The organism is Candidatus Mesenet endosymbiont of Agriotes lineatus, assembly GCF_964019585.1.
GTDB lineage: Bacteria > Pseudomonadota > Alphaproteobacteria > Rickettsiales > Anaplasmataceae > Mesenet.
In genome coordinates, this window is the sequence record NZ_OZ026454.1 from 891,628 (window position 1) to 916,712 (window position 25,085).

Annotated in this window: 22 protein-coding genes and 4 pseudogenes; 9 read left to right on the plus strand and 17 right to left on the minus strand. The window is 35.1% G+C overall.

The genetic code is table 11. From position 1 onward, the window contains the following. Window positions 1-3: 3 nt before the first annotated feature. From AACL19_RS04240 to AACL19_RS04305, 14 genes and pseudogenes are all read right to left on the minus strand, one after another. Window positions 4-518: pseudogene (locus AACL19_RS04240) on the minus strand (phage tail protein). Then, entirely contained in the window at window positions 511-831 is a 321-nt protein-coding gene (locus AACL19_RS04245) for a hypothetical protein (protein ID WP_339045278.1), read from the minus strand. Before AACL19_RS04245 ends, AACL19_RS04240 begins: the two are co-directional and overlap by 8 nt. 1 nt (window position 832) lies before the next feature. Next, on the minus strand, window positions 833-1,834 hold the full coding sequence (locus AACL19_RS04250) for a major capsid protein (RefSeq protein ID WP_339045279.1): 1,002 nt from the start codon (window positions 1,832-1,834) through the stop codon (window positions 833-835). 4 nt (window positions 1,835-1,838) lie between these two features. Then, window positions 1,839-2,213, minus strand: a pseudogene (locus tag AACL19_RS04255) (head decoration protein). Between the two features lie 25 nt (window positions 2,214-2,238). Next, on the minus strand, window positions 2,239-3,336 hold the full coding sequence (locus tag AACL19_RS04260; protein ID WP_339045280.1) for a S49 family peptidase: 1,098 nt from the start codon (window positions 3,334-3,336) through the stop codon (window positions 2,239-2,241). A gap of 4 nt (window positions 3,337-3,340) precedes the next feature. Continuing rightward, a pseudogene (locus AACL19_RS04265) lies at window positions 3,341-4,758 on the minus strand (phage portal protein). Beyond that, window positions 4,759-4,983 (minus strand): gpW family head-tail joining protein, encoded by a 225-nt coding sequence (gpW, locus tag AACL19_RS04270; protein WP_339045281.1) that lies wholly within the window; start codon window positions 4,981-4,983, stop codon window positions 4,759-4,761. Continuing rightward, window positions 4,973-5,974: a terminase gpA endonuclease subunit gene (locus tag AACL19_RS04275; RefSeq protein WP_339045282.1), complete on the minus strand. Its 1,002-nt coding sequence runs from the start codon at window positions 5,972-5,974 to the stop codon at window positions 4,973-4,975. The genes gpW and AACL19_RS04275 overlap by 11 nt, the downstream gene beginning before the upstream one ends. Next, the gene (locus AACL19_RS04280) at window positions 5,881-6,807 is read right to left on the minus strand and encodes a phage terminase large subunit family protein (RefSeq protein ID WP_339045283.1); all 927 of its coding nucleotides are present in this window, start codon (window positions 6,805-6,807) and stop codon (window positions 5,881-5,883) included. The genes AACL19_RS04275 and AACL19_RS04280 overlap by 94 nt, the downstream gene beginning before the upstream one ends. Then, window positions 6,804-8,345: an ankyrin repeat domain-containing protein gene (locus AACL19_RS04285; protein WP_410519878.1), complete on the minus strand. Its 1,542-nt coding sequence runs from the start codon at window positions 8,343-8,345 to the stop codon at window positions 6,804-6,806. The genes AACL19_RS04280 and AACL19_RS04285 overlap by 4 nt, the downstream gene beginning before the upstream one ends. 56 nt (window positions 8,346-8,401) lie before the next feature. Further along, entirely contained in the window at window positions 8,402-8,890 is a 489-nt protein-coding gene (locus AACL19_RS04290; RefSeq protein ID WP_339045285.1) for a hypothetical protein, read from the minus strand. 28 nt (window positions 8,891-8,918) lie between these two features. Beyond that, window positions 8,919-10,148 (minus strand): DNA modification methylase, encoded by a 1,230-nt coding sequence (locus tag AACL19_RS04295; RefSeq protein ID WP_339045286.1) that lies wholly within the window; start codon window positions 10,146-10,148, stop codon window positions 8,919-8,921. 114 nt (window positions 10,149-10,262) lie between these two features. Then, complete coding sequence (locus tag AACL19_RS04300) at window positions 10,263-10,727, minus strand: Holliday junction resolvase (protein WP_339045287.1); 465 nt, start codon at window positions 10,725-10,727, stop codon at window positions 10,263-10,265. 24 nt (window positions 10,728-10,751) lie between these two features. Continuing rightward, complete coding sequence (locus tag AACL19_RS04305; RefSeq protein ID WP_339045288.1) at window positions 10,752-11,780, minus strand: virulence RhuM family protein; 1,029 nt, start codon at window positions 11,778-11,780, stop codon at window positions 10,752-10,754. A 223-nt stretch (window positions 11,781-12,003) separates the two neighbouring features. Between AACL19_RS04305 and AACL19_RS04310 the strand changes: the two genes are divergently transcribed. Beyond that, window positions 12,004-14,139, plus strand: a complete 2,136-nt coding sequence (locus AACL19_RS04310; protein WP_339045289.1) for an AAA family ATPase — start codon at window positions 12,004-12,006, stop codon at window positions 14,137-14,139. Window positions 14,140-14,923: 784 nt separating this feature from the next. Here the strand turns inward: AACL19_RS04310 and AACL19_RS04315 are convergent. Next, window positions 14,924-15,739, minus strand: a complete 816-nt coding sequence (locus AACL19_RS04315; RefSeq protein WP_339045290.1) for a hypothetical protein — start codon at window positions 15,737-15,739, stop codon at window positions 14,924-14,926. 297 nt (window positions 15,740-16,036) lie between these two features. Here AACL19_RS04315 and AACL19_RS04320 point away from each other — a divergent pair, with 297 nt between their 5' ends. From AACL19_RS04320 to AACL19_RS04340, 5 genes are read left to right on the plus strand one after another with little or no spacing between them, the layout of a single operon-like run. Next, complete coding sequence (locus AACL19_RS04320) at window positions 16,037-16,561, plus strand: sigma-70 family RNA polymerase sigma factor (RefSeq protein ID WP_339045291.1); 525 nt, start codon at window positions 16,037-16,039, stop codon at window positions 16,559-16,561. 60 nt (window positions 16,562-16,621) lie between these two features. Beyond that, on the plus strand, window positions 16,622-17,449 hold the full coding sequence (locus AACL19_RS04325; RefSeq protein ID WP_339045292.1) for an ATP-binding protein: 828 nt from the start codon (window positions 16,622-16,624) through the stop codon (window positions 17,447-17,449). 5 nt (window positions 17,450-17,454) lie between these two features. Next, entirely contained in the window at window positions 17,455-18,261 is an 807-nt protein-coding gene (locus AACL19_RS04330; RefSeq protein ID WP_339045293.1) for an AAA family ATPase, read from the plus strand. A gap of 41 nt (window positions 18,262-18,302) precedes the next feature. Continuing rightward, on the plus strand, window positions 18,303-18,812 hold the full coding sequence (locus AACL19_RS04335; protein WP_339045294.1) for a hypothetical protein: 510 nt from the start codon (window positions 18,303-18,305) through the stop codon (window positions 18,810-18,812). After that, window positions 18,812-19,135 carry a hypothetical protein gene (locus tag AACL19_RS04340; RefSeq protein ID WP_339045295.1) on the plus strand — a complete coding sequence of 108 codons (324 nt, stop codon included), beginning with the start codon at window positions 18,812-18,814 and terminating at the stop codon, window positions 19,133-19,135. The genes AACL19_RS04335 and AACL19_RS04340 overlap by 1 nt, the downstream gene beginning before the upstream one ends. On the opposite strand, the gene AACL19_RS04345 is transcribed toward AACL19_RS04340, so the two are convergent. Together AACL19_RS04345 and AACL19_RS04350 are read right to left on the minus strand one after the other, a co-directional pair. Next, complete coding sequence (locus AACL19_RS04345; protein WP_339045296.1) at window positions 19,070-20,194, minus strand: hypothetical protein; 1,125 nt, start codon at window positions 20,192-20,194, stop codon at window positions 19,070-19,072. The two genes, AACL19_RS04340 and AACL19_RS04345, sit on opposite strands and share 66 nt — an antisense overlap. Next, the gene (locus tag AACL19_RS04350) at window positions 20,151-21,386 is read right to left on the minus strand and encodes a hypothetical protein (RefSeq protein WP_339045297.1); all 1,236 of its coding nucleotides are present in this window, start codon (window positions 21,384-21,386) and stop codon (window positions 20,151-20,153) included. Before AACL19_RS04350 ends, AACL19_RS04345 begins: the two co-directional genes overlap by 44 nt. Window positions 21,387-21,541: 155 nt before the next feature. Here AACL19_RS04350 and AACL19_RS04355 point away from each other — a divergent pair, with 155 nt between their 5' ends. The 3 genes and pseudogenes from AACL19_RS04355 (at window position 21,542) to AACL19_RS04365 (ending at window position 24,983) form a co-directional block, all read left to right on the plus strand. Further along, the gene (locus tag AACL19_RS04355) at window positions 21,542-22,231 is read left to right on the plus strand and encodes a hypothetical protein (RefSeq protein ID WP_339045298.1); all 690 of its coding nucleotides are present in this window, start codon (window positions 21,542-21,544) and stop codon (window positions 22,229-22,231) included. Between the two features lie 14 nt (window positions 22,232-22,245). Then, a pseudogene (locus AACL19_RS04360) lies at window positions 22,246-24,160 on the plus strand (DUF4815 domain-containing protein). Window positions 24,161-24,164: 4 nt separating this feature from the next. Beyond that, on the plus strand, window positions 24,165-24,983 hold the full coding sequence (locus tag AACL19_RS04365) for a hypothetical protein (protein WP_410519844.1): 819 nt from the start codon (window positions 24,165-24,167) through the stop codon (window positions 24,981-24,983). Window positions 24,984-25,085 lie beyond the last annotated feature (102 nt).

The following is a 25,085-nucleotide window of genomic DNA, read 5'->3' on the forward strand; positions in this document are numbered from 1 at the left end:
CCATTATACCTTTTGCAAAATAAAATTAAGTTCGTGCTGAAAGTACTTTTCAAATACCTTCTCTACTTCATTATTCACTAATCCCTTAATGATCCTTGATGCTTCTGGCTCTAGTGGTAATCTTGTATTGGTAGTGCTGTTTTGCCTTTACGCTTAAAGACACTAGTATAACCTCTGGGCATAGTAGCAACAAATGCACTGTGAAACATATATTTCCCTACCGTCGCTCCAGTTTTTGTCTGTCTCATACTCCCAAGTTTTGCTGCTTTGATTCCATAAAGACTGGCTCTGACTAATGCCTTTAAAGAGTTTCTATTGGCTTTAATAACCTGTAGCCTATTTCTAATTAGCTTTAATTTTATTTGTTTCTCCGTACTTATTTCCCTACTAGCTTGAGCTTTTACCCAAAGCGCCGTTTTATTTAGTGCCCTAACTACTGCTAATTCTACTTTATCTTTTTTAGCATCAATGGTTTGAATAACCTTATTAATGTTATTGCTAACTTCTATACTAAACATTTGAGTTGTCTGTTTTCATACACTCTATTCTCCACAGCATTCCCGAGTTGTCCTTAAGTGGTGGTAAGTATATCTTATACTTTTGCTCATTGATAACAAAAACATCTCCTACTGCAGGCTGCAATACATCAAATACACTTACCTCAAGTATTAGCATCTCACCAATGAACTTTCCCTCACCAACCTCATAAAGTTTGTCTGGTTGTTGTTTTAATATTGCTACTGGATATGACTTGTTCTTTGACTTATATAATGCCTGTTGTCCTAGATATAAGAAACAATCTGTAAATAATCTCTGAACATTTTTAAACATATTAAGCAGTGATCTTTACTAATATTGATGGTCTGTGACACATAGGAAGAGGATTAGACTGAGTATGCAGATCAGTTCCCCGATCAAATCTTCTTGGTTGTTGTTTTGCATAAAGTGGTTGTCCTAAAGTATTTACGGTTTCATTAAAGTCTGCTGGAGCAAAATAAGTAGTAAATGTATTTGCTGTTCCCAGAGGAAAACAATGTCCGGTATCTTTTTCAATAAACCTTCTCACATTGCCATCGGGATCTGTTGCTTGTCCTCGATATTCTTCAAAGGCAATGCCACAGAAAGTAAACCCTGATCTCATATCATTGCGAAGTGCTGCTCCTTCTTGCCATCTTTCATAGGCTTCTTTTACTTTTTGATGTGCAGTTAAAGCATCAAAAAACTCAGGACTAACCAGTGCATGAACCTCAGTCATATACTCACCACTTAAGTTATCTTCAATATGGCGCAATACTTCCATACACTTACGTTTTACATCTGTGGTTGCAGTGCTAAGAGCAAAGTTTACTACTTTTGGGGTAATCTCAAATTCTGTATATAAGTTGAGTAATTCAGAACCATCAGCATCAAGAATAATGCCCTTTAAAGCTCCCATACGTAGATGCTCTATAGTGATTGCATGTTTATTTCTCATTGATTGCAAATGATCTGTGATAACGTCAGCTAAAGCTTTAAGTTCATTTTCTGAGCCAAATGCACGTATTCCTTGAACTTCTTCTGGTAATACCACATCATCGTGAGGAATATGAGGGATAGTAAAGGTTCTTACTTTTCTTTTTCCGCGTTTTCCTACAGTTGCTGGTGCTCCTGGTAGTTGGGTTGGTAGTAAGCTGAGTACTCCGTTTTGCTCTTCTATTGTAATATGACGGAATCTCACTGCCTTACTTGGAAATAACTTTAAGTTTTCAGTACGACCATAATTGATTGGCAAAATATTTATTGCTCCTGTGAGCGCCGTCATACTAAATGCTGGATTTGAGAATGGATTTTGCATAGATTTAAACCCCCTTACGAATAATGATACCACGAGTTTCAAGTTGTTTTATTGCTGCAGTTTTTTGCTCTTCAGTAATATTTGTTGGCCAAACTAAAATACAATCAGCTAGCAGGGCAATACGTGTAATCATCACTGCTTTGGTATCTGCTGCTTTTGCATCCACATCACTTATTACTACACCAATAGCAATTTGAGTGCCGTCTGTGGCAGTTGGATTTAAAACCTTAATTAAACCATCATCTGTTTTTTTGCTAACCACAGCTCCTAAACTCAGATTTTGTCCTTTGGCAACTGTTACTTGATCGCGTGAATAGATGTTTGATGCTTCATATTTTAATAGATCACCTAAATTATTGGCCTATGTTATACAACTCATAAATATTGTCTCCTTTTATTATTAGCTATGCAGATTGACGAGATTTAGCTACCTGTATTACCAGATCTTCTTGCACATTTGTCTGCAAAGTACTTAAAATTTCAGTTTTTGTTGCTTGTTGAGCCAGAGTGGTCATTAAAATCTCTCTTGCTTCAACCGCACTTATATTCTGCTCAATAAATTCTCCTAATTTTTCTGGCATACGTGATAAGTTACATAGACGTACCAGCTCTAAAACCTCAGTACGATAACTGTTGTCATAATTCTGCTTATCATGACTTACAATATCTTTAGAATTTTGTTCTTCTTGATTGGTAATTTGTTTGTTCATAATAAAACTCCTTTGTTTGTTGATAAATATTTTTTCTTTCAAATCAGCAAATGTTGTTATTTCATCTGCTAAGCCAATATCTATTGCACTTTCACCAAAATAAAGCCCTGCTTCAGTTGATCTAACGGCTGTAGTAGATAAATCTCTATTACGCGCTATAAGTTCCACAAACATCTCATATAAGCGATTTACCTCTCCTTGCAGACTCTCCTTGCTCTCAGAAGTAATAGGTTCATGCGGATTTAAATCATTTTTACGATTACCTGCAAAAACTGTGCTGTATTTTATACCTTGTTTTTCATCAAAACTGCTCTGGTCAATATGACTAGCAATAACCCCAATGCTACCAACCCCTGAAGTTCTAGTGAGCAAAATCTTCTCAGCGCTTGAAGCAATAGCATAGGCAGCAGAATAAGCATCACCACTTACAGTTGCGATAATCTCTTTTTTTGACCTAGTATTATAGATAAAATCAGCTAAATCAAATACTCCATTTACTTCTCCTCCTGGACTGTCGATATCAAGTAAAATGGTCTCTATACTACTATCTGCTAAAGCTTCTTCTACTTGCTCATAGATTCTTTCATATGAGGTCATCCCTAAAACATCATCAAAAGCTCCAGGTTTTTGAGTTAAAATCCCATAAATGGGAATAATAGCAATACCCTCTTGCTTGCTAGCTATATGTTTTAAATTCTTAAAGATTGGTAATTTCTTGCTGTGTAATGATAATAATTCAAAACTTCTCGGTTCCAGCATCAGTGGTTTGCTTAGTAATAGAGAACTCTCCATAAATTTAATTTCCTTTTTGCTTAATATCTGCCCGACAATCAGAATCAAAATTCAGGTTAAAGTAATCAGCACGTTTATGATCTTCAGCAATCTCCTGATCAATTTCTTCTATATCATAGCCAAGCTCTGACACTACCTCTGCTCTACTTTTAAACCCGTTTCTTACTGCCATCTGCTGTGCTTGCTGATCTTTAAGTGGATCAACCCAATCAAACCCTTGTGGGATCCATTTTACATCCTTTAATGTTTGGCTATTCTCTTTATTTGTTTCTTTAATTGCACCAGAGAGTAGTGCTAACTCTAATTCCATACTGGACGGCAAAATTGAAAGACCATGACATTATGCTGTAACATCGAGCATCGACGACGAAACTCTATCAGCCCTGCTCGAATTGATGAGTAATTAACATTAGTGAGATCACCAGTTAACTGCTCATAAGTAATGCCCATGCCAATAGCAATAGCTCTCAGTTGTTGTCTCATGAATGCCTCGTAGCTACCCCCAACATCTGATGGTTCAGAAAACTTAATATCTTCTCCTGGATCCAAAAGCTGCATAGTTCCAGGTTCTAAACCAGAGAGGGCAATTCCATGTTCGTTTGTTTCATTTTCTCCCATGATATTAGCTTCAGGATCAAGTCTGGTGATAAATCCAGCAAACATTGCTGCCGTTTTCTTTCTCACAAGTTCCGCATCATCATATTGATCAAGTTCATAGAGTTTCAGTAGTACATTAGATAGCCAAGGTTCTCCTCTTATTTGTCCTGGTCTTAAAGGTCTATAAATATGCAAAACATCATTTGCTGGAACTCGAACTGATTCTCCTAATGAACCATCACCTGGATGCTCTCTGAATAAGTAATATGCTTCTCTTTGCCCAAGTTTGTTAAATTCAATCCCACTACGAATGATGTTACCATTTGCTAACGTTTGGTTACTCTTATTGTCTAAATGTTCTGATTCAAGTACTTGCAGCTGCAGTGGAACAGATAAATTATCTTCTGCTCTTCGCGCCCGCAAACGGATAAAACACTCTCCCCCCTCTACCATACTTCGACATACTAAAGACTGCAGTCCATAAAAATCATTTGCGCCACAGCTATCTGCCTCATCAGTCCAACTAAGCCATAACTGCTGTAGTTTTCTTCTAAAATTGGCATCTGTAGCTTTTGATTGGGGTTTAATTCCAGTGCCAACACAATTACTGACTATGGTATCAATAATATTTGCTGCATAGGGGTTATTACGTACCATACCACGAGAGCGGCTACGCAGAGTTTCAAGGTTATGAGTAAGGAGGCTATTTATGCTTCCCCTTTCAGGTTGAAAATAACATAACCTTCTTCCAGCTCCTGCTCCATCCCAGGCTGAACTTTTAATCTTTGGTTTATTGAATAGTTGTTTTAGTGATTTTAATATCATCTATAGGACACCTTTACTTGTGGAAAAAACAATTCTCCTCTTTGGCTTTACCCCTGAGATTTTCAGCTCGGCCTTAATTCTTTGTCTTAAATTAAGTAAGTCATTTATCTGCACTTCTGCATATCTCACTACATGATCACCATAAGCAATTGATACTACTCGTTCCCCACTTTGTAATTTCTGTATGGCTTGTTCAACTTGGACTAGATACTCACTATTGTACATTTGGCTCTATCCACTTACTCGGTATTACTTTTGCTGATTTCTTTTGACTCTTAGTTTTTTTACCCACTAAACTGTTCCATTTATTCTCTGTCCAGCGATCAATCCCTAGAGCAATGGATGCAGCTCTTGCATAAACTCGACAGTCAAGTGCTTCGTTACGTTCTCTAATCTTCTGCCATTCTTGTTTAGTATAGCCTTTAACTACTTTAGTAATTAACTGCTCAGCTGTTAGTTGTTTAAAATATTCGGGGCAATACTGAGGAAAATGACAGTACCCAGGGGGAAATCCTTCTTCATTCTCTAAAAGTTTAAGTAATTGGAAGAGTTCAGATTTAAGTATTGATACTCCTATAGGCCAGAGTTTTACGCCCCGACGTAACTTTTGTCCAGCAACAGTAACATCAACTTTACTTGGACTACTAAGTGGTACTAGGGCTTTATTTACTCCTTTAACTGCCATTACTCTTCCACATCCTTGATAACTTCTGATCCAATTATAAACTTCCTGTGTTGCATATCCGGCATCTACTGCCATCATACTGATTGTATATTCAAGTCCATCACTACCTAAGAAATGGTTGCCAAGTAATTCTGATAATTTATTCCAGACAAAATCTCGTCCAGGATCGCCTTCAAACACTTGATAATCAATCGACCAACTTTCTCTATTTCTGCCCCAAGCAACAACTTCTACCTCTATTCTATCCTTCTGCACGTCAACCCCAGCAGTTAAGACTACTTCTCCTTGAGGTACTGTACCAATTAAATAATCTTCTCGACGCTGAAAGAGATGCTTCCAATCTGGTACTTCTCCACGATCAACCCAAGTTTCTCCGAGGGTGGTATTTATCCATACTTTAAGCAGCTGCTCATTATCTTTACTGTGGAGAAAGTCTTCTACTGCTTGACTCCAACTATACCAGCCAACAGGGCTATATAAACTTGAGAGCCTACTGTTTTGTTGTTTACTGTAACATTTGTGCCTCGCCATTCCCCTTGACTTAACATTTCTGTCTTTTGATGATTTTCTATTTTACCACTACATTCACTGCAAACATAATGTGCTGAGGCTGGCTCCTTATCTTCCCATTTTACCTGTTGCCATTTTAAGATTTGATAATAATTACAATGTGGGCAAGGCACAAAGAAATAACGTTTATCAGAAGCTTCAAACTCTTTCTCAATTCTGCTAATTCCATGTACTGTTGGTGTTGATACTAAAAAGATCTTTCTCCTCGTAAAAGTGTTAGTACGTGCAATACTTAAAAGTACTGGATCACCTTCACCCCCAGAGTCTCCTGGATAAGCATCAATCTCATCTAAGAATAAGTATTTAACTGGCATGGATCTTAGCCCAACACTACTGTTAGCTCCAGTTATTACCACCATGCCTCCTGGGAACTCTTTGCTCTGTACTGTGTTACCTGAATCTCTTGCTCTTGGATCTTTAACTTTGCTCTTTAAACATGGTGTACTGTCAATAAGAGGAGCAAATCTTCCTTTAGACCAACGCTTTCCCATCTCGACAGTGGGTTGCACTACCAGCATTGGCCCTGGAGTTTGATCGATGATATAGCCTATCCAGTTATTTCCAGCCTCTGTTCCTCCAATTTGTGCCCCCTTCATAAAGATTACTTTTTCAACGGCAGATGAAGGAGAGAGACAATCCATGATTTCTTTTAAATAAGGAGTTCTTGCTGTCCGCCATTTCCCTGGTTCTGATGATGCTGTTTGCGAAAGTACCCGATACTCATTTGCCCACTCTGACACTTTAAGTAATGGATCGGGTTTTAGTCCGGCATAAAAACTACTGCTGTAAATCATTGCATTAGCACCAAATTATTTGATTGCCATGGATTTTCTCGCTCATCATAATCAACTAAAGTAGCAGGTTCTTTATTGGTTTCTGACAGCGCTTTTAAAACCCCTTGCTGACAGTTATTATCAATTGATCTTTGCATAAGTTGACTTAAAGCCACTATAGCAACTGCTGTGAATACTCCGGCTATGGTGGTATACATTCCTACTGCTATAGTAAAAATTACTGTCATTGAACCTATAACTGCAAGAGTGAGAACAGTACAGAGCTTCACCTTTTTATTATGATTATTTCTCTTTTCTATCACTTCTGCACATTTACTAAGCATATAAAACATCACAGGATTTTCTTTCGTATAATCTATAGGAGTTTTGCCTTCATTATCCCTACCAAATAGATCCACATCTTTTCTGATCAATAAGACCTTAAGTAACTCGAGGTTATTTGCTTTAATTGCACAGTAAAGGGCAACTGCAGGGCTTGCTCCTTTTTTAAGCAGTAACTCTACCGCATTTAAATGTCCTTGCTCTGCCGCAAAATATATTGGTGATTGGTTCTTGTTATTTAAAACATTAATATCCTCCCCCGTTTTTATTAGAATATTGATAATTTCAGTGTATCCTTTTTGCACCGCTAAATGTAATAGATGGTTATTATCAACTCCGTATCTGTTTTCTCTTAAGGCCTTTACTATCTCCTGCTTATTTTCCTCAACCGCATATTCAAATGGAGTCTTACCATTATCATCTTTCATCAGTGGATCTATATCTTTTCTGGTGAGTAAAACATCTGTGGTACTCAGTCCACCACCATCTACAGCATAATGCAAAGGAGTTTGGTTCTCATGGTCTTGGGGATTAACTCTACACTCAGGAGTACTGATTAAACACTTAACTACATCAAGGCAGAGATCTCTTTCATCATAACTGCTATTACTTACTGCAATATGAAGTGGTGATAATCCTGTGGAACTTTGACCAACACTGACTGCGTTGACATTGGCCTTAAGCTGAATTAACAGCTCTACTGTTTTTAATCTCTTATTATTTACAGCGTAATGTAAAGGAGTTTGATTTCTTGCATCAAAAACATCGATTTCTGCTCCCCCTTCCTCTACTAAGATCTCAATAATACTTTTATGTCCTGCTCCTGCGGCTAAGTGTAAGGGTGTATGGTGCGCAGCATTGCGTAAGTTAACATCTACACCTTTTTCAATTAAATATCTTACTGCCTTAACTTCACCAACTGCTGCTGCTAAATGAAGTAAGCTATCGCCATCAGGTCCATACTTATTATTGATTAAAGCTTGTAATACTCTTGTTTTATTTTCTTCTTGAGCGTAATCAAGCGGGGCTTTACCTGTATCATCTTTAATGAAAGGATTAACGTTTTTCTTGTTAAATAAGAGATCTACTAAAGCTAAATCATCAGATTCTATAGCATAATGGAGAGCAGTTTTGCCATTTATCCCTTGAGTATTAACATCTACTTCTGCGTTGCTAATAAAGCATCTAATTATTTCTAAATGGAGATTTTGTTTGATCATTGGTTCTTCAGCTATAAATAAAGCAGGTAAAGTGTTTTTAGATGTAAAGCCACTCACTCCAATCCCCCTTGTGATAATGCTTCAAGCGCTATCTTGATTTCTTCAGTTAGTGTCTGATGAATCTTCTCACTACTATCCAGTGAAGCTAAAAGTGCAGATACTCTATCGGGAATGTTAAGCAGATTATTTCTTACAACTCTTGCGGTATTAAAAGCTGCAGTTTTAACTTCATCTATTGGTACAAGTTCACCAATTTCAGCTTTAGCCTTAGCTTCTAGAAGCTTACCACGTTCTATTTCATTCTTAATGCGAGTTTTAAGGAACATGGTGGCAAGATCACTATTGCCTCTTTCATTACCGTTAATACCTTTTCTTCTTTGTGGTTGACTTGGATCACGAATGGTAATAAGTGCAGCATCTGCTTGCTCAAAATCAATCATACCGTCTTTAAGCTCAACGATACCATTCTTCACCAAATAACAGACGTACTGTTTAGAAAACCCTTGCTCTTTTGCCCATTCAGTCTGGGTTATAAGTGCCACTTTTCCCCCTTTTATTATTTTCTTGTTTTTACCACTTTTCTAAGACTTGTTCTTGAATTTGCAAAAATGTCTTACCACTCGCTGCCAATATTGCTGCCCTGCCAGTATACATCTGCCAACGTTTAATCGTTATATCAACATAAGCAGGATCAAGCTCAATTGTTCGGCACATTCTTTCCCTACGTTCACAAGCAATAAGTGTACTACCAGAGCCAGCAAAGGGATCAAGGACGATATCTCCTGGATTGCTACTGTTTATTATCGCCTTTTCTATTAGCTCTAAAGGTTTCATGGTTGGATGCAGCGTATTACAGGTAGGTTTGTCGTAGTACCATAGATCACTTTGACTGCGTCCTCCATACCATCTACGTTCATTACCTTCTTTCCAACCATAGAGTATTGCTTCATACTGACGTTGATAATCAGCTCTCCCGAGTGTAAAGTGATTTTTAGCCCAAATGATAAACGTTGACCAATGTCCTCCTGCTTCTTTAAACGCCTTCTGCAGGGTTGCAAGTTCGGCTGATGCTGTACAGATATAAATTGCCCCTTTGGTATAGGCTAAAATGTGGGAACAAATGTCATAGAGAAATAACTCAAATTTTTCACCCTGATCATCATTTAATATTTTCCTATCATCTCTTTCTTGGCTATTACCATAAGCAACATTATATGGAGGATCACAGAAGGTAATATCTGCCACTTGCTCATCTAAAACAGCTTTAAAAGAACTATCTAGTCTACTATCACCACAGTAAATACGATGATTACCAAGTATCCATAAATCCCCTGGTTTTGTTACTACTGGTTTATCTTCATTATCAGTTAAATGAGAAAAATCCTCCTCCTCATTACTTTCATCAGCAAAAAACTTTTGTACTTTATCTAACTCAAAACCAGTGAGTTTAAGATCAAAGTTTAACTCTTCTAAATCCTTAAATTCAAGCTCTAAAAGATCGTTATCCCATTTAGCCCAATTAGCAGATTGATTAGCAAGAAGACGAAAAGCTTTAGTTTGAGCATCATTTAAATTATCAGCAAATACCACTGGAACTGTCTCTAATCCTAATTTTCTTGCAGCTTTAAGACGTAAATGACCATCAATTACCATACCATCACTTTTAGCAATAATAGGTATACGAAAGCCAAACTCAGCAATAGCAGCACACATTTTACTTACCACTACGTCGTTTTTACGGGGATTGCGCTCATACTCAATGAGATTTTCAACTGGATAATAATGGATTTTAAGATTCATATTTTTATTGATTTTAAAGATGGGTTTAAAAAGTTAATATCTTAAAACATTCTAACGCTAGAGAACTTCCGGGGTCCCTTTACCCAAAACCCGCCACAGTAGCCAAGGACCCGCTTAACAGGCTTCTAAACTACTTAAGTTATTAATATTATTATTTAAATTCATAGCATAAAATAGTAGTGCTAAACTATCAGCTTCGTTGTCATCACTTGGGGTAAAACCTTTATTTTTTATTGCAGCAATCACTGCACTTTTACTGGCATTACTGTGATAAAATGCTTTTTGCAGCAACACCTTGATAAGGCAAAGCTCACACCAAGCAGTAAGATGGGCTAAGAAGCCTCCATAGATATGAGCAGCATCAGTGCCAAGATGTCTTCTTACCTCTTCAAAATAGACAACACTTATATTTGAAAACTTCTGTTTTAAAGAATTAAGCCAATTACTAAAGTTTAAAAACTGCATTCCTCCACCACTAAAGCGACTAACATGAAAACTCTTACTACCACTTTCAATCACTCCTCCTTCTAAAATTGCCCAACCAGTTTGTTGTCCTAAATCTAATGTGAGTATCGACATATTTTATTTTTAGGTATAGATTTATTAGTTGGAGTTAGTTTTGTTAAGATTTTTCTTTTCTTCCACCAATTTATCGAAGTCTGACTTGTACGATTTATCTTGTATTTTTCTGAATTCTTCATACTCCTTTGTAGCTAAGGTAATTGCTACCTCATGAGAAACTTTACCGTGGTCCTTTAATATCTCTTGCTCGTTAAATTTTAAAAATGCGTCAAGCTTTTCTTTCCAATCTTTCATATACATTATTTTACCTCGAGCAGCTTGAAATTCCGCATGGTCTATATACATATTCACTATCTTATTCAATTGAGCAATTTCATTTTCATCTAAGTAGTTTTTTGCTACCTGAGTGTCAGAGAGAAAGATTTTCTCTTTAGGTGCTTTTCGCCAATTTGTTAGGCCCATATTTGGTTTGTTTCTATTTGCTCTATTTGCGATTATTTCTGCTGCTGTATTTCCAGTAATGGCAAAATGTAATTTGTTTTGCACTATAGCAAAGAAATCTTTTGTTTCAATTGCACAACTTGAATAATCTACTGAAGTTGAATAAATATCTGTAATTTTCTGGTAAGCTATACGCTCGCTAGCCCTAATTTCTCTTATTTCTTCTACTAGCTCATCAAAGAATCTAGCATCAAATCTTGTACCATTCTTAAATCTATTACTATCTATTGCAAAGCCTTTAAAAATGTAATTCTTTAGTTTATCAGTTGCCCATGTACGAAAAGCTATGCCACGCTCTGAATTAACACGATAGCCTACTGATATAACAGCTTCTAAATTGTAAAATACTACATTACGTTTTACTTCTCTTTCTCCTTCTTTTTGAACTATCGAGAATTCCTCAGTAGTTGAGCTTTTATCTAATTCTTTACTTAGATAAATATTCTTTAAGTGCAACGAAATATTATCACTTGAACAGCCAAATAGCTTAGCCATATGTTTCTGTGTAAGCCATAGATTATCATTTTCAAATCTGACCTCTATACATACCTTTCCATTGTCTGTTTCATAAAACAAGATTTCATTATTACCTGGGAGCTTATCTTTCATATATCATCTTATTATGTAGCCTTCTTACTATTAAAATAATGGAGTTTCGTATCCCTCTACTATATATATCAAGAAAATTCATCAAAATGTTCAGAAAAAGTTACATTATTTCAACATTTAATTCATCAAAGGTTTTAATAGTCAAAAAATTTTGAGCTATAAGTGAACAAATTCGTGTGATTTCTTGATTCATTATTGATAAGGGATCTATTAACGGAAAATTATGGATATCACATGTGATTTAAACAACTTATCAAAGAATGGACATTATAAGCCACTATTAGAGAAGGAAGAGTTAAAAACTCAGCTTTTACTTAATATAAGATCTTGTCTTTCTTACCTCTTCCGTAATGGCACTTTTCATGGCAACGAATATCGTATTGGTAATCTGCAAGGTAGTAAAGGAAAGAGTTTAAGAATAGAACTGACAGGCAATAAAGCAGGTTTATGGAACGATTTTGCCACTGGAGAAGGAGGGGATATCATAGATCTTTGGGCTGCTGCACATAGGAAAGATGTTAAGGCTGAGTTCCATGAAGTAATGGCATCCATTGGTGAGTGGCTTGGCTATTACCGGCAACATAAAGTTAATGAAGCTGAGTCCACAACCTCTTGGGATTATCTTGATGAGAATGGTGAGGCTATTGTTAAGGTTTATCTTTATGATACTGCTTTAGGGAAACGATATCTGCCATTTGATGTCAAAAAGTCAAGCTATACTGCACCAGAGATAAGACCTTTATATAATATCCCAGGTATAATTAAAGCCGATAAGGTCATTATTGTTGAAGGAGAAAAGTGTGCAGAAAGCTTAATAAAACAAGGTATTACAGCAACAACAGCAATGTCTGGAGCAAATGCACCCATTGACAAAACAGACTGGTCACTACTTAAAGGCAAACACATAATAATTTGGCCAGATAACGATGAACCAGGAAAGCAATACGCTGAGAAAGTTGCAAAAAAACTCATCGATCTTGGTGTTATCTCCCTAGCAATTATTAAAGTTCCCCAAAATAAACCAAAAGGTTGGGATGCTGCTGATTGTATCCAAGAAGGAATAAATCCTCTAGAATTTATCACAAATAAGAAAAGCCCTTATAACAATAATAATTCCTCTAATAAATTGAAAAAAATTGATACATCAATCTGGACTAATACTGCTCCAGAAAGAAAGTGGATCATAAAAGATTGGCTTCCTGTTGGTAGCGTTACTGCTCTTTATGGCGATGGCGGTGTTGGCAAATCTCTTCTTGCACAACAATTAATGACAGCTGCTGCTATTGGTAAACCTTGGTTAGGCATAGATATTGAACAAATTAAAACATATGGTGTCTTTTGTGAATATGATGAAGAAGAACTCTGGCGTCGGCAATGTACAATAAATGCATTTTATCAATTGGATATGCAATCCCCTGCTTTCCTAGACAACATTTGTTTATCATCTCGAGTAGGAGAAAATAATCTTCTTATGGTTTTTGATAATAAAGGTATAGGCCAATTAACTCCTTACTTTCAAGAATTGCTTGCAGACATTGAATTGTTTCAACCCAAGCTAGTGATCTTAGACACAGCTGCAGACCTATTTGGCGGTAATGAAAATGATCGCTCTCATGTTAGGCAATTTATTCAAAACTGTTGTGGTCATATAGCAAAGACAATAAAAGGAGCTGTTTTATTATGTGCTCATCCTTCTGATTCAGGAATAATACGAAAAACTGGTACAGGAGGTTCAACAGCATGGAATAATTCTGTAAGGTCCAGGTGGTATTTATCAAAACCGGATAGAGCTGATGCTTCTGATATTGATCGTGTTCTTTGCCGTAAGAAGTCTAATTATTCTGCATCTGAACAAAATCAGATTTCGTTTTACTGGCAAAATGGAGCATTTGTAGAGTGTGATGCACATTTTAATTCAGAAAGAATAGTAAGGAATAGTTATAACAAGAAACTAGATTTAGAACGTGGAAGAAGACATGACGTTATCTTAGAATTAATTGCAAGTGAAGCATATAAAGGTAAAGTCTATACTACAGCACAATTTGCTAAATATTTTGAAGGAAAATTAGGTCTTGGTAGTGAACGTAGTATTCGCGAAAGAATAAGTCATCTTGCAACCATTGGTCATATAAAATTTTTCAAGAGAAGTCCTGAACATGAATTATCAAATACCAGATCAAAGTATGGTTATTTATGTGTTGAGGATATGGAGCTTAAAATTTCTGAAGATCAATATGTATTTATTAAACCAAGCTGTTATCTATCAGCAACAAATGGAGTACTTATGCCAGTTGAAAATCCGGACGTTTGGGTTACTCATAATTTCATTATAAATGACAATTTTAAGTTGGCAGAATAAGTTGGCAAAAATTAAGTTGGCAGTTTAAGAATTTGCCATCTTGCCAACTAGGATTTTTCTCAAACTGACCGCAGTGGCTTGTTTTAAGTTATTTTGTTAATTTTAAGTTGGCAGGATGGCAGAAATGCAGAAAGAAATTGCCAACTAGAAATGCGTCTTAAAATCCCCTCCCATAGCAGGTTTAAGGTAGTTGGCAAGATGGCAAAAAACCTTATATATATAATAATATACTATAGTATATTATAATCAAATATTACCAACTAGAAATTCTGATCTTTAATAAAAAGTCTATTTTAACAGAAGAATTAAAAATGAATGCAAAGACAAACAATCCATAATAAAGTTTTAAAACTACCCCCATGAAAACATCATATCTACTGAACTTTTAGATTTTTTTTAAATACTATTGCACTCTCAAAGTAATTCTACTAACATTGCTAATGTTTAGCTGGTTTGCTAAGTTACTAAACTAAAAGTATTAAAGATATGAGTAAGTAGAGTTTATGTTGCTTTAAATGTGATGTTTTTAGAGTCATTATGTTATTTCAGCATGGGAAATTGTATACTTTTTATAAACTTACGCTTATAATATAACTTAAAACGTCAGCAAATGGCATATAGCTTGTAATCATTATCTTGCCTTTAGCTTTTAGTTGGTTTGGGTGTGTTTTAAGTTTAACTTCAATGAACAGCACTACTATCTAAATAGATTTTAATATCATTCCATTGTAGCGCTGTTTTGAGCTTATTGCTTCCTTTTACTGAAATATATAATCCAAAAGAATTACTGACTTAATTGCTTGTTGTTTATTTCAGTTATTGTTACTTGATCAAAAGTGGTATTTAAATCAATTAAGTTACTTCTTGCATCCATTTTAGTTGAAGAATTTTCTAGTTTATGCTCTTCCTTTGCAAAATTAAAATCAGTTAAATCATTTAAACTCTTTTCTGGCAGATGACTGATAAAACTACTTTGCTGTTCTTTTGTGCTTTTAAGTTCAACTAATTTTTCTCCATGTTGAAGCTTTCTTATTACTATTTTAAATATTCTCGTAAACAATGATTTGATTGATCCTGCTTTGCCTTTTTCTGTTTTACTTAGCTGTTCTTTTTCAAATTGATCAAATACTTGTTTCTCACACTTATTAAGTTCAGTAAATCTTTCTTGTGCAAAGGAATCGAATTCTCGTTCAATACTATCATTTTCATACGCTGTAGCAGCTCTTTCAAGATACTGTATATCGTTTTCTGTAAATTTGTCGGCAAGCTTATAGAGATGATGTACATCTTGTGCATTTATGTTCAATCTATCTTGCTCAATAACCTTATTTATGGCTTTAATATCATGTTTTGTTAGTTTAAAAGTGTCTTTGACTATATCAAGTAACTTAAGTTTACAAAGCTTCCTGAACACATCAAATGCTTTATCATCTTGAAATATAGGATAGCTTTTTTTATCCTTTTTCACTGATTTTTGTATACATATTAACTCATCATCAAAAGACTTTTTTAATTCATCGAGATCTTTACCGATATTGTTAAATCCTTCAAAATATTCCTCATATTTATCACAAGTTTTTATATTATTATTCTCTGTCATTTCACCCCCATACTTTATATCTATTAATGATATAAATAAAATTATTAAGCTTAAATATTAATTAAAGATTAATTATTGGTTAAATAAAACCATCATAAGATATGAGAATAAGTACTATTAAAACAGCATAATAACTTCAATGTCTGAACAAATTTTGCAGATGGGGGATAAACTGGAAAGAAATCCTGAAATATCAAGTGATTAACTTTTACATATGGGGGAAAGAATTTCTCTCGTGCCGTACAAAATCAGGGCAATAGATTTCATCATTAAACCATATAAATTTATGGAATCGCTATGAAATCAAACAATCGCTATTTAGGCATTAACCCTAAAATTATTAAACAAATAAGGAAACGTGCTAGACGACTTAAATCTTTCAGATGTTTTGCTGATTACAGTATTGAAGATATAGAACAAGAGCTTTTGTGCGAAACTTGGTCTGATTTAAACCAATATAGTGGTGATGAAAGCGGTCAAGATGCATTTATTCATAGCATTATTAAAAATCGTGCTATAAATCTTGTACGCAAGCAATCATGCGCTAAACGTGATAGTAAAGCCGGGATATTATTCATTGATATCACAGAATTAGGTAATGTCGTTGATAAAAGTAGTCACTTCGAAAATAAAGTAGCAGCAAATATCGATATAAGCACAACAATTTCAAAATTGCCAAAACTTTGGCAGGACATTTGTTATGATCTTCAATCTTATAGCATCTGTGAAATTGCTAAAATGTATAAAATATCAAGAACAACTGTTTATCACATCAGAAGACAAATACGAGCTAAACTTTCTCACTTAAAAATATATTTGTAAAAACAGGTGAACAAATCGTCGTCATTTCTTGATTATATATTATGAGAGGAGAATAAAATTATGACTTTAAAAATTACAAATAGTGAAGAAAGACTAAAAACTACTACAGGAGTGAAGATAGTAATCTTTGGACCATATGGCATTGGTAAGACTAGTTTACTTAAGACTTTAGATAAGCCAACACTGTGTCTTGATTTTGAAGCTGGTTTACTGGCCGTACAGGATTGGCAGGGAGATTCAATTAACATTCGTACTTGGAATGAAGCAAGAGATATTGCTTGTCTAATTGGTGGCCCAAATCCTGCACTTAAAGCTGATCAAGCTTATAGCCAAAGACACTATGATCACATCTTAGGTAAGTATGGAGATCTTTTAGCAAAACTCTCTGAGTACCGATGCATTTTCATTGATAGCATAACTGTTGCCTCACGCTTAAGTCTTCTATGGGCTAAATTACAACCTGAATCTATTTCTGAGAGAACAGGTAAACAAGACATGAGAGCAGCATATGGCATACTTGCTCAAGAGATGATGGCTTGGCTGAATCAATTTCAACATATTCCTAGTAAAGACATCATTTTAGTTGGTACCCTTGGACAATATTTAGATGACTTTAATCGCCCAACTTGGTTGCCACAGTGTGAAGGAACTAAAACTGCCAGTAAAATTCCCGGTATTGTTGATGAAGTTATCAGCATGGTAGGCATTAAAAAAGAAGATGGCAAGGAAGTACGCTCTTTTATCTGTCATGCTATCAATTCCTGGGGATATCCAGCTAAGGATCGTAGTGGCTGTCTTGATATGGTTGAAGAACCACATTTAGGTAAGCTACTGAGCAAAATTAAGAACAAAACTTTATCCACAATTTCAATTACAAAAGGAGTGTAAACCTTATGAGACAATTTACTGATTTTAATAGACAAAAAATACCATTCTTCACCGTCAAGGAATACTTAAACGATAAGTCACCAATACCAGCAGATATTATCTCGCCAAGGATCTTAACCCAAAGAGGTTTGTTAGTACTGGGAGGTCCACCTAAAATTGGTAAGAGTGATTTTTTAATTTCTTGGCTAGTACATATGGCCGCTGGAGTTTCTTTTCTTGGAATGACACCAAGTCGACCTTTGAAGATATTTTATTTGCAAACTGAAATTGAATATCCCTACATGAAGGAACGCTTACAACAGCTTAAGCTTGACAAGGATCTTTTAGATATAGCTGCTAATAATTTAATTATTACTCCAAAAGTACACCTGTCATTCAATAGTGAAGAGATAACGCAAATAAAGGAAACTGTAAAAGAACACTTTAGACCTGATATTTTGGCGATTGATCCTCTTCGTAATATCTTTAGCAGTGAATATGGCAATGAAAATGATAATAGCGCCATGTTATTCTTCTTGCAAAGAACTCTTGAAAGTTTACGTAGTGTTGTGAGTCCAGATGCCTGTATGATACTGACCCACCACACAAAGAAATTATCTAAGAAAATGCTCGAAGAAGACCCATTTCAAGGGTTAAGTGGAGCTGGATCTTTAAGGGGATTCTACAGTACTGGCATGGTTATGTTTTCTCAGGATGAAGAGAGTAATGTACGTCAGATAGTGTTTGAACTACGTAATGGTGAACGTGTACCAAGTAAGCTTGTCGATAAAACCTCTGGCTCTTGGCAGCTTATAGAGCAATGGGATCATTAACCTTTTTTTAATTTTAAAATTTAATTCATAGGAGAAATTATATGTTACAAGATCTTTTAACTGACTTCAATACAGCAAAATCACAAAGCAATCTCATTCCTGCAGGTACAATAGCTAAAGTACAAATAGCCATTCAGCCTGGAGGTTATGATGGCGACTGTTGGTTAACTAAAAGTAGGACCACTGGAAGTGTTTATCTCAATACTGAATTTATTGTAACTGAAGGTCCATATGCGAAACATAGAATCTATCAAATCATTGGAATTAAAAGTAGCAAAGCAGATGGTGAAGATAGGTGGAGTGAAATGGGACGCTCCATGATTAGAAGTATTTTAGAATCTGCACGTAATATTCATCCGCATGACACCTCAGAGAAAGCAGTTCTTGCTCGTAAGATCAACGCTACTGGTGACTTAAATGGCCTAGAATGCTTAGTAAAGATAGGAATTACAGCTGATGAATATGGAGAGAAGAATAAGATTGCTGCGGTTATAACTCCAGAGCATCGTGCTTACACTGATTTTATCAAAAATTCTCAGGTTAATTGGTAATGAAATACGATGAAGGAAGGTTATGGTCTGCGGTTATTATCCAGGCCATACAAGATCTATTAGGAAAAAATCAAAAGCTAAGAAAAGAAGCGCAAGGATGGATAAATTCTCAATCTTTTGCTATGGTCTGTGATCTTGCCAATCTCGATTTTGAACGGACAAAAAATGCATTGAACAAAATTGGAACAAATAAAGAAGGACTTATAGATTTTTCTTCATCAGAGGTTAAATCATTATTAATTTACAATTTAGATAGACTACTTTCTAAAAATGAGAATAAATGGGTTAAGTCTGTAGCCATATTCCTTACCACTCATTGCTGACCACGGTAAAGTTTGAATAACATCATCTCTTTTTACATTTAACCCTAAGGTTTTAGCTAATTTCTCTGTTATATTTTTCTGCATTCTATTTATTGGTTTACGAATTTGCTGTTCTACATCGAAAATATTTCCTATCCTATTTGCAATTTCCCCAACACTTAAAGCTTTATACTGCTCCTTAGAAATTCCTTCCTTAAAATCTTGCCAAAATTGTTCTAAAAGAATAAAAAATATATTTCCAGATTTTGAGTGTTTATCAATAACTTCTATATTATTAATACAAATGTTATTTCCTTGAATTTGTAGCTGTAAGATTTTCTCTGGTGGAATAGGTTGAGCGTATTGTAGTGGTACATAAGGATAATAATTTAATGCTTGTAAAGAAACGTTAGGTAATAGTTCTGGTATTCCTTTTTCGATTGCTGTGAGTAATATTTCTTTTAAAGTTTTGTACTTACAAATTATATCAGCCATAGAAATAGTATACAAATTTAGTAATAGTTTAAGATCTCTTGTCCCAAGGGTTATTAAAACAGTAGGGTTAATTCTTAATCTATCTGCAGTTAAATATGATGTATCAGTACATAAAACTGGTATAACAATACTAACTATTCTATTTTGAAAACTAATATGGTAAACTCCTGCTTCAGCTTTTTGCCATATTAGACCAGTTAATAGACTTTCAAAATAACTTACTGTTTTTTCTATATTGAGTTTGATAGAAAGTACAAGAGATCTTTGTTTTTTATAAGTATTAGGAAAAATATAACGACCACAATCTTCACAGCTCAAATCATCACAGTCTTCATTAAAGTCATGGGCAATTATAATCTGATTTTTGCAATCAGGATCATATACATCTGGAAAATCAAGATCTAATTCGTTAGCACAAATAACAAAATATGATATTTCAAACTCAATAAATCCAAGCTTACTTAAGTATTTAGCAGCTTCTAAATAGCCCTTCTTAGGATTTATCCAAGATCCATTCATTAATATAGCATTAACTATTTCTCTATTTTGAAAGTGCTTTTGCTTTTGATAAGACAGTAATACCATAAGTATCCTTAATTAAAGATTTAAAATCATCTCGTTCTTTTTTATTAAGTATATGTTCTGAATAATTAATTGCTATGTAGTTTTGGTCTTGTCCATTTATTTGAAAAGATAAGGTGACTTTCTTATTTTGAAATATTACTCTTGCATGTTGAACTAGAGAAACATTATGTAATATACTACCAACAGAAGGTTCTAGCTTCTGTAGCCACTGTTCAATATCATTTGTAGTTAGAGTAATATAGGTTTGAGATGAACTAAATTTTAATTCAAATAGGTTAATATTAGGCACTGACTTGTGTACACATGCATTTAAGAATGTACGTACCTGTGCAACTTCAGTTTGATTATGTGTGTTAATAAATGAACACTCACGTTCAAAATACTGACTTACAATATAATTTGTTATTCTGAGACCTTGACTGATACTTTTAGTACATAAATTTACCTGATTAGCATTAAGAGAGAAATCAATTATAATCCAATCGGGTTTATGACCATGCACTACTTTATTTGAGTTTAAAAGAAAACAAAAGTCACTAGCTCGCCGTATAAAGACATATATACGATTTTGATGGTAGAAGAGACCCTGCAATTGATTTTTTAAACTATCATTACGTCTCGCATCGTCTTCCTTAAGAATTTGCTCTATGATTTCTTGTGAGATAAAATCTTTAAATGGAGTATTGTTTACTTGTCTTGGTACCTTCTGTAAGGTAAAGGCAGTAGAGCCTCTTTTTTGCACCTTATCAAAATGATAAACAGATTTTAATAAAGAATAATTTGTCTGAAATAATAAGAACAGTAAGGATCTTTTATCATATTTAGTATTATTTTTTATTAAATATAGCTCCATAAGCTTTTGAGTAATAGCCAGTCTTGCAACTTCACTAATAGCTGATTCAAGTTTAGTACGATCAAAATAACTAATCAGATAATAGTTAAATAGTACGTCAGAACCATTGGCAATGATTTTACGTTTTTGCTGTACTGACATATTATTATGACTTATATCATCTTCAAATAGTTGCTGCTGATGATTAAAGCAATGCTTAAAGATAATATTTAATTGCTTACCGGTGAGAGAATCAAGCCAGAACTTACGTATTTCTGGATTCTGAAAACGACTAAGTAAGTAGTGGGCGGGAACCTCTAAATCATTTTCCCAGAACTCATAGCTTGGGTAGATATCCATTACCTCTTCAAAGTAGAATAGAGTATATTATATTTAGCATGATAAGTGAGTCAAGTTGCAATAAAAGTTAAATTTAACTAAATTAAATGAAGATTTTTGGACAAAATTTCTCCAAATCTTGTATATAATATATGTAAGGCTTTTAAATCCAATAAATGTCAATCCTCACTGAGTCAGGTCGAGCAGCAATAGCATTAAGTATAAAAGAACAACCCATACATCTTGCCTGGGGCACAGGTGATGCTTCTTGGGAAAGTAACCATAAAGTCGAGAAAACTTTTTTAAAGGGTGAAATCAAGCTTGACCATTACCCAGTTAAAGATGTTAAGGTTTTCAAAGGAGAAGTAATCTATAAACCAAGTGTGGATTATATAGTTGATAGCAGTACTGGTATAATAAAACGTGGAGAAAGTAGTTCCATTTTAAATGATGAGGATGATACTGTAACTTTAGAATACACGCAAAGCACAAAAGCAGAGCCAATCAATTCTACAAAGTTGATAAATGAGGTGGGTAGACGTACGGCTGATGAAGTTATCTTTTGTAGCGGTGATGATGAGGGAGAACTAATTACTCCTACTGGGAGATTTAAGCCTTCTTCTCTGCCAACAGGTAGCTTATATCTTAAATTTACTTTCGATTTTACTGATGCTTGGGATCAAGTGATACGGGAACTTGGAGTTATGGTTGGCACCAAAGTGAAAGAGGTATTACCTCCTGGGCAAAGATATTTTGAACCGCAAGATATTATTGATTCTGGAATTTTGTTGGTACTTGAACACACCGTGCCGCTTATTAGAACTGCTGCTACTCGTGAGACCTTTTCCTTTGTAGTTACTTTTTAAACTCTTTTAGTTTTATGACACTCAATAGTTATTATAATCGTTTCAATCCAGAAAGAAGATATGAACGTAGTCTATTCTTAGCAGGGAGAGGTTTACAATCAGCAGAACTTAATGAGATTCAAGATTATGCTCTCTTTAAACTTAAAGGTATAAGAGACGCTATTTTTAGTGATGGCGATATTATCTCTGGAGCTAATTGCATTATTGATGAGAAGACTGGTAATTTGAGCTTGGTAAAATTTATCTTCGTGGCTCAGTTAGAATAGTTGAAGCTGCAGAGTTTATCATTCCTCTAAGTACTACAGTTCGTATTGGTATTTACTATACTGAATTAACAGTTACAGAACTTGAGGATATAAGTCTTCGTGATCCTGCAGTTGGTACAAGAAATTATCAAGAAGTTGGAGCAGCAAGATTAAAAAGCACTATTGTTTGGGGATATCAAGCGGAGGGCATCACTCAAATTTGGAGTTCTATCCTATTTATCATATTGAAAATGGGATTCTCATTCAGCATTCTCCCCCACCACAAGCAAATATAGTAACCACAGCTCTTGCTCGCTATGATCGTGAAGCTAATGGCTCTTATGTGGTAAATGGCCTTGAGGTAATATTTTTAGCTAGAGAAAATAAAGATGGCAAGAAACAGCAAGTATTCATGATCAGTGAAGGTAAAGCTCATGTTGATGGTTATGAAACTCTTCTACCCCATAGCAAACGTGTTTACTTTGATGAAGATCCAGATATTAAAGCTGTTGCCTCAGAACCTCATACTTTTCAACCCGATAGTAAAAAAGTAATGGAGCTTGTTTTAAATGATTCACCCATCACTGAAATTAAAAAAGTCGATATTACTGTACAAAAAACCATCACCATAACTCATGGCTCATATTCAGGAGCAGTAGATCCTATACCTGACTCAGCTGTGCTTGAGATTATTCAAATAAAGCAGGGGGAGACTGTTTATGAAAATGCTGTAGACTATAAACTCCATGCTGGAGATGTTGATTGGTCATTACCAGGTAAAGAACCAGCACCAGGTAGTAGCTATCAAATCACTTATCGTTGTCGTACTTATGCCTCTCCTCATGATTTAAATGAACAAGGTTGTAAAGTAATTGGAGCAGTTGATGGAACTTTAATCCTGGTTGATTATAGCTGGAAAATGCCAAGATATGATTTAATCACCATCGATAGCAAAGGGGTAATTAGAAGAATAAAGGGCATAGCCCATCCTTGGCAACCATCCATTCCTCAAGCTCCAGTAGGACAACTTGCTCTTAGTTATGTTCAGCAAAAATGGCACGAAAAAGAAAGCCCTAAAGTAATAAATAATGCTATTTATGCCATACCTATGAATGACTTAGAGGCCATGAAAAAAAGTATCAATGATCTTTATGCTCTAGTTGCTGAAGAACGTTTGCGTAGTGATGCGAGTTTAAGAGAGCCTACTGCTAAGAAAGGGGTATTTGTTGATCCTTTTTTTGATGATGATATGCGTGATTTAGGTATTACCCAAACAGCAGCGATTGTAAATAAAGAACTGACTCTACCTATTACTGCTACAGTAGTTAATCTTAAGCAAGCAACAAAGCCTTATCTTCTCCCCTATGAGCTTGAGCCAGTATTAGAACAACTATTACAAACCAAAGAAATGAAAATTAATCCCTATCAAGCCTTTGATCCTGTACCAGCTAAAGCTACAATTAACTTAAGCGTTGATCATTGGACGGAAGTAAAAACTAATTGGCTCAGTTCCATAACTAGTAGATTTAGTGTTAATAACAGCACAGAGCTTGTAAGTAGTAGAAGTAATCAAATTGTCTTTATGCGTCAGGCCACTCAAAGTTTTGAGCTTGAAGGCTTTGTTCCTCATGAAGAACTCAAAGAATTAAGATTTGATTCCATCAGTATTAAACCTGAAGCTTAAAAATATGAATGCAGTTACACCGCTTACAGCTGATAACCAAGGAAAAATAACAGGAAGATTTACCGTACTAAGTAATATTCCCGCGGGAACAAAACTTGTACAATTTTTTGGTAACCAAGGTAGTTACGCTGAAGCAACTTATACCAGTCGTGGAACAATCACTACCGAAGAGAGAAGAAGAGTCATAGCCACTAAACGCATTGATCCTTTGGCTCAGACTTTTACTTTAAATGAAAGCAGACATATTGCTGGTGTAGATTTATGGTTTACAAATAATGGGACAAAACGGGTTGTCCTGCAGATTCGTGAAACTAATATTGGCATACCATCTCAAACTGTTGTTGCTGAAAGTTATATTGAACCACATGATGTTAACACTAATGGTAGTACAACACGTGCTATTTGGCCTCCAGTGTTTTGTGAAGCTGGGCAAGAGTATGCTTTAGTTGTTCTTACTGACGATGCTAATACTGCAGTAAAAATAGCAGAAGTAGGAAAATATGATGCGGTAAATGGTCGCTTTGTTGTCAGTCAACCTTATCAAATTGGGGTATTGCTTTCTTCCAGTAACGCTAGTACTTGGACTCCCCATCAAAACTTGGATTTAACTTTTAGACTTTTAGCAGCAAGGTTTACTGAGAATACCCACACCATTGATCTTGGCAAGATCACTACAGATAAAACTTCAGATCTAATAGTTCTAGCCAATATTGAAAGAGTTGCTTTTGATACTAACGCTGAGGTTTTGTTGACTGATGAGAACGGTGAGGAATATCATTTATCTGACAATTTACCTTTAATACTGCGCTCAATGGAGAACTAAAAGTAGAATTAAAGGATCAGAGAAGAAAAGCCCGGTGCTTTATCCAGGAGTTCATTGGTAATCTTTTAGAGTCTGCAGATTATGTTACCAGAAGTATTCCTG

What these genes read in the sequence shown, in the direction of transcription:
- AACL19_RS04320 (WP_339045291.1), top strand. Translation starts at nt 16,037, where the DNA reads ATGAAATCAAACAATCGCTATTTAGGCATTAACCCTAAAATTATTAAA.
- AACL19_RS04310 (WP_339045289.1), top strand. Translation starts at nt 12,004, where the DNA reads ATGGATATCACATGTGATTTAAACAACTTATCAAAGAATGGACATTAT.
- AACL19_RS04245 (WP_339045278.1), bottom strand. Translation starts at nt 831, where the DNA reads ATGTTTAAAAATGTTCAGAGATTATTTACAGATTGTTTCTTATATCTA.
- AACL19_RS04365 (WP_410519844.1), top strand. Translation starts at nt 24,165, where the DNA reads ATGAATGCAGTTACACCGCTTACAGCTGATAACCAAGGAAAAATAACA.
- AACL19_RS04340 (WP_339045295.1), top strand. Translation starts at nt 18,812, where the DNA reads ATGAAATACGATGAAGGAAGGTTATGGTCTGCGGTTATTATCCAGGCC.
- AACL19_RS04305 (WP_339045288.1), bottom strand. Translation starts at nt 11,780, where the DNA reads ATGAAAGATAAGCTCCCAGGTAATAATGAAATCTTGTTTTATGAAACA.
- AACL19_RS04345 (WP_339045296.1), bottom strand. Translation starts at nt 20,194, where the DNA reads ATGGTATTACTGTCTTATCAAAAGCAAAAGCACTTTCAAAATAGAGAA.
- AACL19_RS04275 (WP_339045282.1), bottom strand. Translation starts at nt 5,974, where the DNA reads ATGGCGAGGCACAAATGTTACAGTAAACAACAAAACAGTAGGCTCTCA.
- AACL19_RS04260 (WP_339045280.1), bottom strand. Translation starts at nt 3,336, where the DNA reads ATGGAGAGTTCTCTATTACTAAGCAAACCACTGATGCTGGAACCGAGA.
- gpW (WP_339045281.1), bottom strand. Translation starts at nt 4,983, where the DNA reads ATGTACAATAGTGAGTATCTAGTCCAAGTTGAACAAGCCATACAGAAA.
- AACL19_RS04280 (WP_339045283.1), bottom strand. Translation starts at nt 6,807, where the DNA reads ATGATTTACAGCAGTAGTTTTTATGCCGGACTAAAACCCGATCCATTA.
- AACL19_RS04300 (WP_339045287.1), bottom strand. Translation starts at nt 10,727, where the DNA reads ATGTCGATACTCACATTAGATTTAGGACAACAAACTGGTTGGGCAATT.
- AACL19_RS04335 (WP_339045294.1), top strand. Translation starts at nt 18,303, where the DNA reads ATGTTACAAGATCTTTTAACTGACTTCAATACAGCAAAATCACAAAGC.
- AACL19_RS04315 (WP_339045290.1), bottom strand. Translation starts at nt 15,739, where the DNA reads ATGACAGAGAATAATAATATAAAAACTTGTGATAAATATGAGGAATAT.
- AACL19_RS04295 (WP_339045286.1), bottom strand. Translation starts at nt 10,148, where the DNA reads ATGAATCTTAAAATCCATTATTATCCAGTTGAAAATCTCATTGAGTAT.
- AACL19_RS04355 (WP_339045298.1), top strand. Translation starts at nt 21,542, where the DNA reads ATGTCAATCCTCACTGAGTCAGGTCGAGCAGCAATAGCATTAAGTATA.
- AACL19_RS04250 (WP_339045279.1), bottom strand. Translation starts at nt 1,834, where the DNA reads ATGCAAAATCCATTCTCAAATCCAGCATTTAGTATGACGGCGCTCACA.
- AACL19_RS04330 (WP_339045293.1), top strand. Translation starts at nt 17,455, where the DNA reads ATGAGACAATTTACTGATTTTAATAGACAAAAAATACCATTCTTCACC.
- AACL19_RS04350 (WP_339045297.1), bottom strand. Translation starts at nt 21,386, where the DNA reads ATGGATATCTACCCAAGCTATGAGTTCTGGGAAAATGATTTAGAGGTT.
- AACL19_RS04325 (WP_339045292.1), top strand. Translation starts at nt 16,622, where the DNA reads ATGACTTTAAAAATTACAAATAGTGAAGAAAGACTAAAAACTACTACA.